The organism is Rahnella sp. 2050 (genome assembly GCF_040544515.1).
Taxonomy (GTDB): Bacteria; Pseudomonadota; Gammaproteobacteria; order Enterobacterales; family Enterobacteriaceae; genus Rahnella; species Rahnella aceris.
In genome coordinates this window covers 437,475-452,649 of sequence record NZ_JBEPKE010000002.1, presented here as the reverse complement: position 1 = coordinate 452,649, position 15,175 = coordinate 437,475, and the positions used below count along the sequence as shown (strand labels likewise).

The 15,175-nt window shown below is 51.3% G+C and carries 9 protein-coding genes; 3 read left to right on the top strand and 6 right to left on the bottom strand.

All coding sequences use genetic code 11. The annotated features are described in order from the left end of the window. Positions 1–14: 14 nt before the first annotated feature. From ABIC79_RS09240 to pdhR, 5 genes are all read right to left on the bottom strand, one after another. On the bottom strand, positions 15–2,426 hold the full coding sequence (locus tag ABIC79_RS09240) for a glycerophosphodiester phosphodiesterase family protein (RefSeq protein WP_354566873.1): 2,412 nt from the start codon (positions 2,424–2,426) through the stop codon (positions 15–17). Positions 2,427–2,675: 249 nt separating this feature from the next. Further along, a complete protein-coding gene (gene lpdA / locus ABIC79_RS09235) occupies positions 2,676–4,100 on the bottom strand; it encodes a dihydrolipoyl dehydrogenase (RefSeq protein ID WP_013576983.1) in 1,425 nt (474 codons plus the stop codon). 211 nt (positions 4,101–4,311) lie between these two features. Beyond that, the gene (aceF, locus tag ABIC79_RS09230) at positions 4,312–6,210 is read right to left on the bottom strand and encodes a pyruvate dehydrogenase complex dihydrolipoyllysine-residue acetyltransferase (protein ID WP_015690459.1); all 1,899 of its coding nucleotides are present in this window, start codon (positions 6,208–6,210) and stop codon (positions 4,312–4,314) included. Positions 6,211–6,223: 13 nt separating this feature from the next. After that, positions 6,224–8,887 carry a pyruvate dehydrogenase (acetyl-transferring), homodimeric type gene (aceE, locus tag ABIC79_RS09225; RefSeq protein WP_013576985.1) on the bottom strand — a complete coding sequence of 888 codons (2,664 nt, stop codon included), beginning with the start codon at positions 8,885–8,887 and terminating at the stop codon, positions 6,224–6,226. Between the two features lie 163 nt (positions 8,888–9,050). Then, entirely contained in the window at positions 9,051–9,821 is a 771-nt protein-coding gene (pdhR, locus tag ABIC79_RS09220) for a pyruvate dehydrogenase complex transcriptional repressor PdhR (protein WP_013576986.1), read from the bottom strand. A 429-nt stretch (positions 9,822–10,250) separates the two neighbouring features. Between pdhR and aroP the strand changes: the two genes are divergently transcribed. From aroP to ABIC79_RS09205, 3 genes are all read left to right on the top strand, one after another. Continuing rightward, the gene (gene aroP, locus ABIC79_RS09215) at positions 10,251–11,621 is read left to right on the top strand and encodes an aromatic amino acid transporter AroP (RefSeq protein WP_015690460.1); all 1,371 of its coding nucleotides are present in this window, start codon (positions 10,251–10,253) and stop codon (positions 11,619–11,621) included. A gap of 216 nt (positions 11,622–11,837) precedes the next feature. Next, positions 11,838–13,280: a glycoside-pentoside-hexuronide (GPH):cation symporter gene (locus ABIC79_RS09210; RefSeq protein ID WP_013576988.1), complete on the top strand. Its 1,443-nt coding sequence runs from the start codon at positions 11,838–11,840 to the stop codon at positions 13,278–13,280. Next, on the top strand, positions 13,273–14,247 hold the full coding sequence (locus tag ABIC79_RS09205) for a glycoside hydrolase family 43 protein (RefSeq protein ID WP_354566868.1): 975 nt from the start codon (positions 13,273–13,275) through the stop codon (positions 14,245–14,247). Before ABIC79_RS09210 ends, ABIC79_RS09205 begins: the two co-directional genes overlap by 8 nt. A 71-nt stretch (positions 14,248–14,318) precedes the next feature. Here ABIC79_RS09205 and ampE read toward each other — a convergent pair whose 3' ends face one another. Further along, positions 14,319–15,173 carry a beta-lactamase regulator AmpE gene (gene ampE, locus ABIC79_RS09200; RefSeq protein ID WP_013576990.1) on the bottom strand — a complete coding sequence of 285 codons (855 nt, stop codon included), beginning with the start codon at positions 15,171–15,173 and terminating at the stop codon, positions 14,319–14,321. Positions 15,174–15,175: the final 2 nt, after the last annotated feature.

The following is a 15,175-nucleotide window of genomic DNA, read 5'->3' as shown; positions in this document are numbered from 1 at the left end:
CTGACGACCGCGTGTTATATTGCTGTGCCGAATGACCAGTAATAAGGATCCGATAGCGTTGACGGTTTATCGACGTAGACATAGCCATAGGAATAGGCGTAATACAGTTTGCCCGAGTATGCCCAACCCAGGCTCATATGATGGGCATCAATTAGCGAAAACCAATCCTCACTGCCGCTTTTAGGTTGCATCTCCCACAATGTATTCTCCGAGGTGCAATCCTTTTTCCAGCCAACATAATCCCACGAATGGTTGCTCAACGCTGAGCGCAAGCATTGCTCCTTATTATATGCGGGTGAAATACGTACCCGTCCATCGGGTTGTCGTTTAACTGACATCCATGCGTAATAGCCGGCTCGCATCACCGCAATAGGTGGGTCGGGACGATAGGTCCATGCATAGGAATCATTGTTATTATAGAGAGCATAAGCATCTTTCTCGGAAGCCAGACTCTTGCCTTCCATGACTGCACTACCCAATTGCCAGGACAGAATCGATTGCATATAAAAAGAAGGTGTCCAGACATGTGGCGTTAATTTTCTATCAAGCACTCCAGTGCCAGAAAAATAAGTATTAATTGAATCCGTGTCGTCAGCCGTAATGACATTTGCGCCGATATCCCGCAGCCAGCCGAGGTTCATGCGATAATCATTTTTTTCTGCCGCTATTGTTGACGGACTGAGCTTATCCAGCACGCGGTAACAGCATGATGAGTCGTTATTATAAAATGCTTCTCTGACCGAGATATCCTGCGGGATATTTTTGTCATAGACCGTTTCGGTGTAGAAATTTAAATTTTTCCATAACATGTAATCTGGTACGGGTGAGAATATCTCCAGCGCTTTCCCTGCCCCTTTAATTACCGCCACCATTTCAGCCACCGTACCACTCACCGTATTTGATAACTGGAAATTGGCTGGCGCGTCATAGCTGCCCTGTTCATTTTGTTTGGTGCTCACTTCCTCAAAATCGGCGGAATCTTTAATTAACACAGAGACCATCGGGGCCTGTGTCGCTGGCGCGTTTGCCCATGCGCGAACGGCACAAACCGCCTTGCTATCGGAGATCCCGGCAGGACAGGCAAAGGTGGTGTCAGGCAAGTCATTTATTTTACTGGCATCATTAGGTGTAATCACCGGATCGATCATGATGGTGACCCCCGCCGGGATACCGGCGTTAATCAGTGCATTATTCCAAAGGTCTGGCGAGGGATATTCCGCCATATTCACTTTCATAATGATCCGCTGTAACAGGTTGCTGCCCGAATACGTAACCGATTTATTATACAGGGCCAGTGCAGTGGGCATGATGACGGAAGATGACTTGGTTTCGAGATAAATGAGTGACTGGCCATTATAGGCAATGTAATCATCTATCAGTTGATTGACCGTCGGTACCGTATACGTTGTCGGTTGTCGCGTGGCAACATTGACGAGGTACTTTTGCTGCAATTCTGCCAGTGTCAAACTACTCAGCGCCACATTCGGCCCGGAGTTCGCGATAGGATCATAAGTTGGCTCAAGCATCTTACCGATGTTGAGATCATGAAACACAACCAGTTCACCGTCTGACGTCGCGCGGACATCCGTTTCCACGTTAGCGCGGCAACGATCATAGGACAGATGAAAAGCACCGAGGCTGTTTTCTGGCTGCGTGTCATTAAAATCCCCTCGATGCTGGGCCGTGACTATTTGGTTATTCTTCGCAAGGTTGTTTTGTAATTCATTCAACAATGTCGCCGACGTTGGACATTCCGTGGCATTCTTCCTTAATTCAGCGACAAACTGCACCGTTTCAACCGTTGCCTTCCCTTGCGCATCATCACCATCCGTACCGGAAAGTTTGAAATTGCCGTGTTCCTGTATCGGGATATTTTGAATCGCGATGGTATCTTCCCGCGGCTGGTAATCTGAATTCATAAAGAAAGCCAGGTCAAAATAATAAGGCTCATCACTTTTCAAACACGATTTTTCATCGTCATCGCCAACATCATAGAGAAACGTCCAGTCTTTACTCGGGGGAACATAGCCCCCCATTTCCGGGCATTTTTTGCTATACATTTTTACCGCATAAAATATGCCGGGAATAGACGTGCCATAAAGTTGCACGTTTTTACCCTTTATGGCGGTAAAAATATCTAATGACCCCTGATATCCGGCAACACTGCCTGAAAAAGCTTGCCCATCCTGACCTGCATTACAGGTTGAATGAATCTCGGTTGAAGGAATATATTGCGTACTGGTTTGCGTGGTGAGTTGCTTAAAACCATTGGCAGGCGGTGCTTCATCAGTAATTACAATCGTATCGCTGTAGGTGATATTTACGTTTGATTGTGAGGTAAACATACATTCGGTTGCGGCCTTAGCCGACGGACATAATGACAATAAACATAATACGCTGAGCGTAGTCCTTAACTTAACGTCCATTGTTGCTCCATTTATATATCTAATGTAATTAAAACAATTAACCCCCTCCGTTTTAACATTGAATTTAAAATAAAATGCTACCAAGCTCACGAATAAAGCAATCAGACACCAAATATTAAACAATCAACGCATTAAACATATTCAATTTATATTTATCATTAACAACCTATTTGATATATAAATAACTAGCACCTAATATCAGGCAAAAAAAAACGCCTCCGGAGAGGCGTTTATCAGCAAAGGAGAAAATTACTTTTTCTTCGCTTTCGGGTTTGGCAGGTCGGTAATGCTGCCTTCGTAGATTTCTGCTGCCAGACCCACGGACTCGTGCAGAGTCGGGTGAGCATGGATGGTCAGCGCGATATCTTCTGCATCACAACCCATTTCGATCGCCAGACCGATTTCGCCCAGCAGCTCGCCGCCGTTGGTGCCGACAATCGCACCACCGATAACACGGTGAGATTCTTTGTCGAAGATCAGTTTGGTCATGCCGTCTGCGCAGTCGGAAGCGATAGCACGGCCGGAAGCTGCCCACGGGAAGGTGGCGGTTTCGTAGCTGATGCCTTTTTCTTTCGCTTCTTTCTCAGTCAGACCCACCCAGGCAACTTCTGGCTCAGTGTAGGCAATGGATGGAATGACTTTCGGATCGAAGTAGTGTTTCTTGCCGGAGATAACTTCGGCAGCCACGTGGCCTTCGTGAACACCTTTGTGCGCCAGCATTGGCTGACCGACGATATCGCCGATAGCAAAGATGTGTGGCACGTTGGTGCGCATTTGTTTGTCGACGTGGATGAAACCACGGTCGTCCACTTCAATGCCTGCAGCGCCCGCTTCCAGCAGTTTACCGTTAGGCACACGACCGATAGCCACCAGCACGGCGTCATAACGCTGTGGTTCAGCTGGGGCTTTTTTGCCTTCCATCGTGACGTAAATGCCATCTTCTTTGGCTTCTACGGCTGTCACTTTGGTTTCCAGCATCAGATTGAATTGCTTGCTGATTTTCTTGGTGAAGACTTTCACCACGTCTTTATCAGCCGCAGGGATCACCTGATCAAACATTTCTACCACGTCAATCTGAGAACCCAGCGCGTGATAAACGGTGCCCATTTCCAGACCGATAATGCCGCCGCCCATGACCAGCAGACGCTCAGGGACGCTTTTCAGCTCCAGTGCATCAGTAGAATCCCAGACACGCGGGTCATCATGTGGAATGAATGGCAGTTTGATTGGACGGGAACCCGCCGCAATGATGGCATTGTCGAAAGTGATGGTCGTCGGACCATTTTCGCCTTCAACAACCAGAGTATTCGCGCCAGTAAATTTGCCCAAGCCGTTAACGACTTTGACTTTACGGCCTTTCGCCATACCGGACAGACCGCCGGTCAGCTGGTTGATGACTTTTTCTTTCCAGACGCGGACTTTATCGATGTCCGTTTTCGGCTCACCGAAAACAATACCGTGTTCAGCCAGTGCTTTTGCCTCAGAGATCACTTTCGCGACGTGCAGCAGAGCTTTAGAAGGGATACAGCCAACGTTCAGACACACGCCGCCAAGCGTGGAATAACGTTCAACCAGAACAGTTTCAAGACCTAAATCAGCGCAACGGAAAGCAGCAGAATAGCCCGCAGGACCCGCCCCAAGTACCACGACCTGAGTTTTAATTTCAGTACTCATCATGACCTCTTAATTTATGTCCGGCGGGTCTGACGTCATTTTATATCGTAACGCCCATCATCCACCGGGTCGTTCTATCCGCCCGCAGTTTACAAAATTGTTAACAAATTTGAAACAACAAACGGCATCCGATTTGTGCTTTGCCCTGGAAAATCTCAAACAGCATGAAGAGATTATCAGAAAAAAGCCGGCCGTCTGGCCGGCTTTTCACTTACATCACCAGGCGGCGAATGTCTGACAACACGTTGTTGATGATGGTGATGAAGCGCGCACCATCGGCACCGTCAATGACACGGTGGTCGAAGGAGAGCGACATTGGCATCATCAGACGCGGTGTGAACTCTTTGCCGTTCCAGACTGGCTCAATGGCAGACTTGGAAACACCGAGGATAGCCACTTCCGGCGCATTAACGATTGGCGCGAAGTGGGTCGTCCCGATACCCCCGAGGCTGGAGATAGTGAAGCAACCGCCCTGCATTTCGCCAGCAGTCAGCTTACCGTCACGGGCTTTCTTGGAGATAGCCATCAGCTCACGGGACAACTCGGCGATGCCTTTCTTGTTCACGTCTTTGAAGACCGGAACAACCAGACCGTTTGGCGTATCAACCGCCACACCGATGTTGATGTATTTTTTCAGCGTCAGTTTCTGACCATCTTCGGACAGGGAACTGTTGAAGCGTGGCATCTGCTCAAGGGCAGCGGCAACGGCTTTCATGATGAAGACCACCGGAGTGAATTTCACGTCCAGTTTGCGTTTAGCGGCTTCATCGTTCTGCTGTTTACGGAACGCTTCCAGCTCAGTGATATCAGTTTTGTCGAAGTGCGTAACGTGCGGGATCATCACCCAGTTACGGCTCAGGTTCGCACCAGAGATTTTCTGGATACGGCCCAGTTCAACTTCTTCAATCTCACCGAACTTGCTGAAGTCCACTTTCGGCCAAGGCAACATGCCCGGCAGACCGCCACCCGTTGCTGCTGCCGGCGCGGCTTCAGCACGTTTGACCGCGTCTTTCACGTAAGTCTGTACGTCTTCACGCAGGATGCGACCTTTACGGCCAGTGCCTTTGACTTTCGCCAGGTTAACGCCGAATTCACGGGCCAGACGGCGGATAACCGGCGTGGCGTGAACGTAAGCATCGTTCTCTGCGAATTCGCCTTTGCTTTCTGCTTTAACAGCAGGAGCAGCGGCTTTTTGTTCCTGTTTCGCCGGGGCAGCCGCTTCTTCTTTCTTAGCCGCCGGAGCAGCAGGCGCAGCGCCTTCTACTTCGAAGACCATGATCAGAGAGCCGGTGCTGACTTTGTCGCCCGCAGCAATTTTGATTTCTTTCACGGTACCCGCGAACGGAGCCGGGACTTCCATTGAGGCTTTGTCGCCTTCAACGGTAATCAGTGACTGTTCTGCACTGATTTTGTCGCCCACTTTCACCATGATTTCAGTGACTTCAACTTCGTCGCCACCGATATCAGGCACGTTCACTTCTTTGCTGCCGGACTGAGCCGGTGCAGCAGGTGCCGCGTCTGATTGGGTTTCTGCTGCTGCGGCAGGTGCGGCTGCACCAGAACCTGCAACTTCGAAGACCATGATCAGGGAACCGGTGCTGACTTTGTCGCCCGCAGCGATTTTGATTTCTTTCACTTTGCCCGCGAACGGCGCAGGGACTTCCATAGAGGCTTTGTCGCCTTCTACGGTGATCAGCGATTGTTCCGCTTCTACTGTGTCGCCTACTTTTACCATAATTTCAGTGACTTCAACTTCGTCGCCACCGATATCAGGTACGTTCACTTCTTTGCTTTCGCTGGAAGCAGGTGCGGCAGCAGCAGCAGGTTTCTCTTCTGCTTTGGCTTCCTGTTTCGCAGGTGCTGCATCAGCAGCACCGTCAGCGGCGTCAAAGATCATGATCAGTTTGCCGGTTTCGACGGTATCGCCGACCGCAACTTTAATTTCTTTGACCACGCCAGCTTGTGGAGAAGGCACTTCCATAGAAGCTTTATCGCCTTCAACGGTGATCAGCGATTGTTCTGCTTCAACTTTATCGCCCACCTTCACCATAATTTCGGTGACTTCCACTGCATCTGCACCGATGTCCGGTACGTTAATTTCAATAGCCATCTGTCTTTACCTCTTATGCCAGACGCGGGTTAACTTTTTCTGGATTGATATCGAATTTCTTAATGGCTTCAGCCACTACAGACGTTTCGATTTCGCCGCGTTTAGCCAATTCACCCAGCGCAGCAACCACAACGTAAGACGCATCCACTTCGAAGTGGTGACGCAGGTTTTCGCGGCTGTCTGAACGACCGAAGCCATCCGTACCCAGTACGCGATAATCGCTGGCCGGAACGTATGTACGAACCTGTTCAGCAAACAGTTTCATGTAGTCAGTAGACGCCACCGCTGGCGCATCGCTCATCACCTGGGCGATGTACGGAACGCGTGGGGTTTCAGTCGGGTGCAGCATGTTCCAGCGCTCACAGTCCTGACCATCGCGGGCCAGTTCAGTGAAGGAGGTCACGCTGTAAACGTCAGAACCTACGCCGTAGTCTTTGGACAAGATCTCTGCCGCTTCACGTACGTGACGCAGGATGGAACCGGAGCCCAGCAACTGCACTTTCCCTTTGCTGCCTTCCAGCGTATCCAGCTTGTAGATACCCTTACGGATGCCTTCTTCCGCGCCTTCCGGCATGGCTGGCATGTGGTAGTTTTCGTTCAGCGTGGTGATGTAGTAATAAATGTTTTCCTGCGCTTCACCGTACATACGCACCAGACCGTCATGCATGATGACAGCCACTTCGTAGGCGTAAGACGGGTCGTAAGAAATACAGTTAGGGATAGTCAGAGACTGAATATGGCTGTGACCATCTTCGTGCTGCAGACCTTCGCCGTTCAGGGTAGTACGACCTGACGTACCACCGATCAGGAAGCCACGCGCCTGTTGGTCACCCGCTGCCCAGCACAGGTCGCCGATACGCTGGAAACCGAACATGGAGTAGTAGATGTAGAACGGGATCATTGGCAGATCGTTGGTGCTGTAAGACGTTGCTGCGGCCAGCCATGAAGATGCGGCACCCAGTTCGTTGATACCTTCCTGCAGGATCTGACCTTTCTCGTCTTCTTTATAGTAAGCAACCTGCTCACGGTCCTGCGGGGTGTACTGCTGGCCGTTCGGGCTGTAAATACCAATCTGACGGAACAGACCTTCCATACCGAATGTACGCGCTTCATCGGCGATGATCGGCACCAGACGGTCTTTAATGGAGTCGTTTTTCAGCATCACGTTCAGTGCACGGACGAAAGCGATAGTGGTAGAGATCTCTTTCTTCTGCTCTTCCAGCAGTTGTGAGAAGTCTTCCAGTTTCGGCATTTCCAGCTTCTGCGTGAAGTTTGGCAGACGGGTCGGCAGGTAGCCTTTCAGCGCAGCGCGACGTTCGTGCAGGTATTTGTATTCTGCAGAGTCTTTTTCCAGCGTGATGTACGGCAGTTTTTCCAGATTTTCATCGGTTACTGGCACGCTAAAACGATCACGGATATAGCGCACGCCATCCATGTTCATTTTCTTCACCTGGTGAGCAATGTTTTTACCTTCGGCAGCGTCGCCCATGCCATAACCTTTAATGGTATGCGCAAGGATAACGGTCGGCTGACCTTTGGTGTTCTGTGCTTTGTTCAGTGCAGCGAAGACTTTCTTCGGATCATGGCCGCCACGGTTCAGCGCCCAGATTTCGTCGTCGGTCATATCTTTGACCAGAGCGGCGGTTTCAGGGTATTTGCCGAAGAAGTGGTCACGAACGTATTTACCGTCGCGGGACTTGAAGGTCTGATAGTCGCCATCCACGGTTTCGTTCATCAGCTGGATCAGTTTACCGCTGGTGTCTTTACGCAGCAGTTCATCCCAGCGGTTGCCCCAGATCACTTTGATCACGTTCCAGCCAGCGCCTGCAAAGATGCCGTCGAGTTCGTTGATGATTTTGCCGTTACCGGTTACCGGGCCATCAAGACGCTGCAGGTTACAGTTGATGATGAAGCACAGGTTGTCCAGTTTCTCACGGGTCGCGATGGTGATCGCCCCTTTGGATTCTGGTTCGTCCATTTCACCGTCGCCCAGGAATGCGTAAACGCGCTGTGCGGAGGTGTCTTTCAGACCACGGTGTTCCAGATATTTCAGGAATTTAGCCTGATAGATGGCACCGATCGGGCCCAGACCCATGGATACGGTCGGGAACTGCCAGAACTCAGGCATCAGTTTAGGGTGCGGATAAGACGACAGACCTTTTCCGTGAACTTCCTGACGGAAATTGTTCATCTGGTCTTCAGTCAGACGGCCTTCAAGGAAAGCACGCGCGTACACGCCCGGAGAGATGTGGCCCTGGAAGTACACCAGATCGCCGCCGTCTTTTTCGTTGCGCGCACGGAAGAAGTGGTTGAAGCACACTTCGTACACGGTCGCAGAAGACTGGAAGGAAGCCATGTGGCCGCCGAGTTCCAGGTCTTTCTTGGACGCACGCAGAACGGTCATGATGGCGTTCCAGCGGATAGCAGTACGAATGTTACGTTCCAGCTCCAGGTTACCCGGGTATTCAGGTTCGTCTTCAACAGCGATGGTATTGACGTAGTTACGGCTGGCTGCGCCAGCAGCGACGCTTACGCCGCCCTTGCGCGCTTCACTGAGAACCTGATCGATCAGGAACTGTGCACGCTCAACACCTTCTTCACGGATGACCGATTCGATCGCTTGTAGCCAGTCGCGAGTTTCGATCGGATCCACGTCATTATTTACACGTTCTGACATGGTGCTTTTCCTTATCTGTCTCTAATACGTTGGTTTATCTGGAGCCTGTCTTCCTGCGCTCTTTCTGAAACGCGCTTCGCCGCTAAGAGAACGCACGAAGACAGGCCCGTCATGTAGTTGCCGTGAGCCCTCAAATGAAGGCTCTAAAAATTAACCCTGATGGTTAACTTTCATCTTTTCGTTGCTGGAGCCGTCGTAAAGACCGATCCCGCCGGGTGTGTTCCCTGCTGAGATCCAGCAAAACTTCTTCAATGAACGCCAGGTGACGGTGAGATGCGGCACGCGCTATTTCTGGTTCCCGTGCAACAATCGCCTCGAAAATACTGGCGCGGTGGTTGCTTACCGTCGCCAGCATTTCCCGGCGTGAGTAAAGCAATTCAAAGTTCTGTCGAACGTTCTTCTCGAGCATCGGCCCCATACAGCGAACCAGATGCAGCAGCACCACATTATGGGCTGCTTCTGTTACAGCGACCTGATACTGCATAACCGCGTCGGCTTCTGCGTCCAGATCTCCGCTGTCTTGTGCGGTCTGAATGACCACGTGACAATCGCGAATGCGCTGCAGATCTTCCTCTGTGCCACGAAGCGCCGCGTAATACGCAGCGATACCTTCAAGGGCGTGTCGTGTTTCAAGGAGATCGAATTGTGATTCAGGATGGTCGGCCAGTAACTCAGCCAGCGGATCACTCACGCTTTGCCACAGGTTACTTTGTACGAAAGTACCACCACCCTGACGGCGCAGGAGTAGCCCCTTCCCTTCCAGGCTTTGGATTGCCTCTCTGAGAGAAGGTCGCGATACATCAAACTGTTTGGCAAGTTCGCGCTCTGGCGGAAGCTTTTCCCCGGGTCTCAAGGTGCCTTCGAGGATCAGAAACTCAAGTTGCTGCTCGATCACATCGGATAACTTAGGCTGTCGGATTTTGCTGTAAGCCATATATGTGCGGTTCTCTGCGAGTAGCGACTCTGTTAAGTTGCCGGAGTCAATTGGTAATACCAATTTAAAAAACGTGGCCGTAAAGTAACAAAGTATTCACCTTGTGTCCATATGGCTACCCAGTAAATGCGTCGACCCCGCACATTTTAACAAATTTTTATCATTTATCTTTTTTACCCGGCCTCAGATCACATTTTATGGATCCTGAACAAATTTACAGTCAATTTGGCTATTTGTTATGCAGATGATGCATAAACCCCGTGCAAACTTTTCCGCATAACATTATTCTTGCCCGAACGGTAGATGATCCTGATTTTTAGGCACAATCCAGCCGTAAATAATTAGATACAAAAAGTGTAATTATCGCCTTACATTCTCTCTAACACACAGAATGTTATGGGTTTTGCCCCAATGACAGAGGACAGGTAAATGGTTGATCAACAACAAGGCGATGAGCTGAAGCGCGGTCTCAAAAACCGGCATATCCAGTTGATTGCATTAGGTGGGGCCGTCGGTACAGGGCTGTTTCTGGGCAGTGCTTCCGTCATTCAGTCCGCAGGGCCGGGGATTATTCTCGGTTATGCCATTGCGGGTTTTATCGCATTCTTAATTATGCGTCAGTTGGGTGAAATGGTGGTTGAAGAACCGGTTGCCGGTTCATTCAGTCATTTTGCCTATAAATACTGGGGCGGATTTGCGGGTTTTGCTTCCGGCTGGAATTACTGGGTGCTGTACGTTCTGGTCGCGATGGCCGAACTGACTGCCGTCGGTAAATATATTCAATTCTGGTGGCCGGAAATCCCGACATGGGCTTCTGCTGCGGTTTTCTTCGTGCTGATCAACGCTATCAACCTGACTAACGTTAAAGTGTTTGGCGAGATGGAGTTCTGGTTTGCGATCATCAAAGTGGTTGCCGTGGTGGCGATGATTCTGTTCGGTGGCTGGCTGCTGTTCAGCGACACGGCAGGCCCTCAGGCAACAGTTCGCAACCTGTGGGAGCAAGGCGGTTTCCTGCCCCATGGCATGACCGGGCTGGTGATGATGATGGCGATCATCATGTTCTCTTTCGGTGGCCTGGAACTGGTCGGGATTACTGCTGCTGAAGCGGATAATCCGGAAACCAGCATTCCTAAAGCAACCAATCAGGTTATCTACCGTATTCTGATTTTCTATGTGGGCTCACTTGCCGTCCTGCTTTCCCTGATGCCATGGACCCGTGTCGGGCCGGATACCAGCCCGTTTGTGCTGATCTTCCATGACCTGGGTGATGCACTGGTAGCGAATGCTCTGAACGTGGTGATCCTGACGGCAGCGCTGTCGGTTTATAACAGCTGTGTTTACTGCAACAGCCGCATGTTGTTTGGTCTGGCTCAGCAAGGCAACGCGCCTAAAGCATTGCTCAACGTCGACAAGCGCGGCGTGCCGGTGGCTTCTATCCTCGTTTCTGCTGCCACCACAGCGCTGTGTGTTCTGATTAACTACCTGATGCCGGGTGAAGCGTTTGGTCTGCTGATGGCTCTGGTGGTGTCTGCACTGGTGATCAACTGGGCGATGATCAGCCTGGCGCACATCAAATTCCGTCAGGCGAAACGTCGTGAAGGCGTGGAACCTAAGTTCAAAGCGCTGCTGTATCCGCTGGGTAACTACATCTGCCTGCTGTTTATGGCGGCAATTCTGGTGATCATGGCTATCACCCCGGGCATGGCGATCTCCGTATGGCTGATCCCGGTGTGGCTGGTAGTTCTGGCCATCGGTTACTGGGTCAAAAATCAGCAAAGCGGGAAATCCGTTAACGCTTAAGTATTCGTTTTAAAATTGAAACGAAAAAGCGCCCCGGTTAAGTGAAGACTTACCGGGGCGCTTTGTTAGGTACGTCACATTTCCTCCCGTATGACCAAAATGTCCATCTTCATGACTCTTACCTCCTGACCCCTCTTCCCTTCTCCGGCCAATACTCAGGGCTAACAAACAGTTTTTTAACAAAATCCTTTTATCCACAATCCGGAGAGAACATCCATGAAGGAAGGCGCACTGTCGTTCAAAGAGAAAGTGGCGTACGGAATGGGGGATGCGGGCTGCAATATGATTGGCGGCGCCATCATGCTGTTTCTTAATTATTTTTACACAGATATCTTCGGTTTAGCCCCGGCACTGGTTGGCGTATTGCTGCTATCAGTGCGTGTTATCGACGCCGTCACCGACCCGATCATGGGCGCGATTGCTGACCGTACCACCACCCGCTGGGGACGATTCCGCCCGTATTTGTTATGGGTTTCGGTGCCATACGTACTGTTCAGTGTGCTGATGTTCACCACACCAGAATGGAGTTACAACAGCAAAGTTATCTATGCGTTTGTAACCTACTTCCTGATGTCCCTGACTTACACCGCCATCAACATTCCCTACTGCTCGCTGGGCGGCGTCATTACAGCCGATCCGCATGAGCGTGTTGCCTGCCAGTCTTACCGCTTCTTTATGGTAGGGATCGCGACGCTGATCCTGTCTTCCACCTTACTGCCGATGGCCGACTTTTTCGGTGGCGCAGACAAAGCCAAGGGCTATCAGATGTCGATGGGGGTGATGGCAATCATCGCGCTGTTCATGTTCCTGTTCTGCTTCAGCTCGGTAAAAGAACGTATTCAGCCTGCGGTACCGTCAAAACATGCCTTAAAATCTGACCTGAAAGATGTGTGGAAAAACGACCAGTGGGTACGCATCCTGCTGCTGACATTCTGCAACGTGTGCCCGGGCTTTATCCGTATGGCAGCCACTATGTATTACGTCACCTGGGTAATGGAAAAATCCACATCCTTTGCCAGCATGTTTATCAGCCTCGGCGTGGTGGGCATGATGATCGGCAGTGCACTGGCAAAACCGCTGACCGATAAATACTGCAAACTGAAAGTGTTCTTCTGGGCCAATATCATCCTGACCATTTTCTCCTGCGGATTCTATTTCCTCGACCCGCACGCCACCACGCTTATTCTGGTGGCGTACTTCATCCTCAACATCATGCACCAGCTCCCTTCCCCGCTACACTGGTCGCTGATGGCCGACGTTGACGATTACGGCGAATGGAAAACCGGCAAACGTGTTACCGGCATCAGCTTCTCCGGTAACCTGTTCTTCCTGAAATGCGGACTGGCGGTAGCGGGCGCGATGGTCGGCTTCCTGCTCTCCGCGTATGGCTACAATGCCAGCGCAACGCAGCAAAGCGACCATGCCATCAACGGCATCATGTTGTTGTTCACCGTCATTCCTGGCGTGGGCTACCTCATCACTGCCGGTGTTGTACGCTTACTGAAAGTTGATCGCGAAACCATGCGTACCATTCAGGCAGATCTGGAGATTCGCCGCCGTAATTACCGCGAGCTGAATGAATATCACGACGAGAAAAATGCACAGGACGCAGAAGCACTCAGCGTCCCACTGACCAGCAAGGAGCTGAAACATGAGTAATTATCCCAACCCGCTGATTGAGCAACGTGCAGATCCGCATATCTGGCTGCACAACGACGGAAACTATTACTTTATCGCATCAGTGCCTGAATATGACCGGCTGGAGATCCGCCGCTCGCCAACGCTGACAGGGCTTGCCGACGCGCCAGCCACCATTGTCTGGCATAAACCTGATACCGGCCCGATGAGCGCACTTATCTGGGCACCGGAGTTGCATTTTATCGACGGACAATGGGTGATCTATTACGCGGCCGCCCCCTCACAGGAGATTGTTGACGGCTTATTCCAGCACAGAATGTATGCGCTGGTGTGTGAAGAGGCGGATCCGCTCACAGGGAAATGGCAGGAGAAAGGCCGGATCCAGACGCCGATCGACAGCTTCTCGCTCGATGCCACGCACTTTGAGCATCAGGGCAAAAGCTATTATCTGTGGGCGCAGAAAGACCCGGAAATTCGCGGAAACTCCAATTTGTATCTGGCCGAAATGGAAAACCCGTGGACGCTGAAATCACCGCCCGTCATGCTCAGCAAGCCGGAGCTGGACTGGGAAATCATCGGTTTTTGGGTTAATGAGGGACCGGCGGTGATCAAACACGGTGATAAAATTTTCATCACCTATTCCGCCAGCGCCACCGACGAAAATTACTGTATCGGCCTCCTCACTGCAGACATCAACAGCAATCTGATGGATCCGGTGAGCTGGCATAAATCCCAGCGTCCGGTATTCACCACGCAGGCCCAGAACCGGCAGTTCGGGCCGGGACATAACAGCTTCACGCGCAACGAACAGGGCGCAGACGTGCTGGTATATCATGCCCGAAACTACACTGAAATTGAGGGTGATCCGCTGTACGACCCGAACCGGCATACGCGCATTAAAACCTTCCGCTGGGACGAGAATGGCATGCCCGATTTCGGAGAACCCGCCGCCGATAACCGTCCGCTGACGTTACAAAAACAGCACTGACAAAAAACAAAAAGCCCGGACACTAAAAATGTACCGGGCTTTTTTATGCAATATCGGATGATAAAAGAGAATTAAATCAAGGTGCCGTAAATCGTCAGCAGCGCTACAACCACCAGGATTATCATCGTCACTTTACGCGCGAGGCTCACAGCAGCGCGAGGTGTCTGTACCGGATCGGTATGCGGATCGCGCGCCAGAGAGAACTGCGCCAGCCGCGTTAATACATGGTATTGCGAAGAGTGAATATCGCCCAGCGAAGCAAACCAGGCCGGTAAGGCTTTCTCGCCATGACCAAGCAATGCATAAGCCACGCCAGCCAGACGAACAGGGATCCAGTCGAGAATATGTAACAGGGCATCCACGCCGGACTGCGAACGTTTCAACGGCGGCATATGGCGCGCCAGCCAGGTCTGGTAACCGCGCAATACGGCATAACCGCCCAGCGCTATCGGTCCGTAAGGCCCACAAACCACGAACCAGAACAACGGCCCGAGATAGTAACGGTAGTTAATCCAAAGCAGCGCATTTTGCAGCTCTCTCAGCCGGGCTTCTTCGCTGCAATCTGTCGGCAACCCGTGGATCAAGGCCAGCTCTTCTGCCATTTCCTTACAGGCATCAGCATCGCCCTGACGGGCGGACTTAAGGTAGGCACGGTAATGCTTGCGTTTGATGCCAGCGCCAATACACAGCAGACATAAAATCACCCAGAAAATCAGGGTTGGCACCCCGAAGAAGATCCCCTGCACTGCGCGCAATACTGCCCAGATGATCACCATCCAGACAATCGTAATGACCAGCGTTTTAGCCAGAGAAGCCTGCCGGCCGCGGCGGAAAATCACCTCAAACCGATGATCCAACTGCCAGTGTTCACCCAGTTTGAACAAGCGTTCCCAAGCCAGCACCAGGAGCAAAGTAAATAACGTCATCG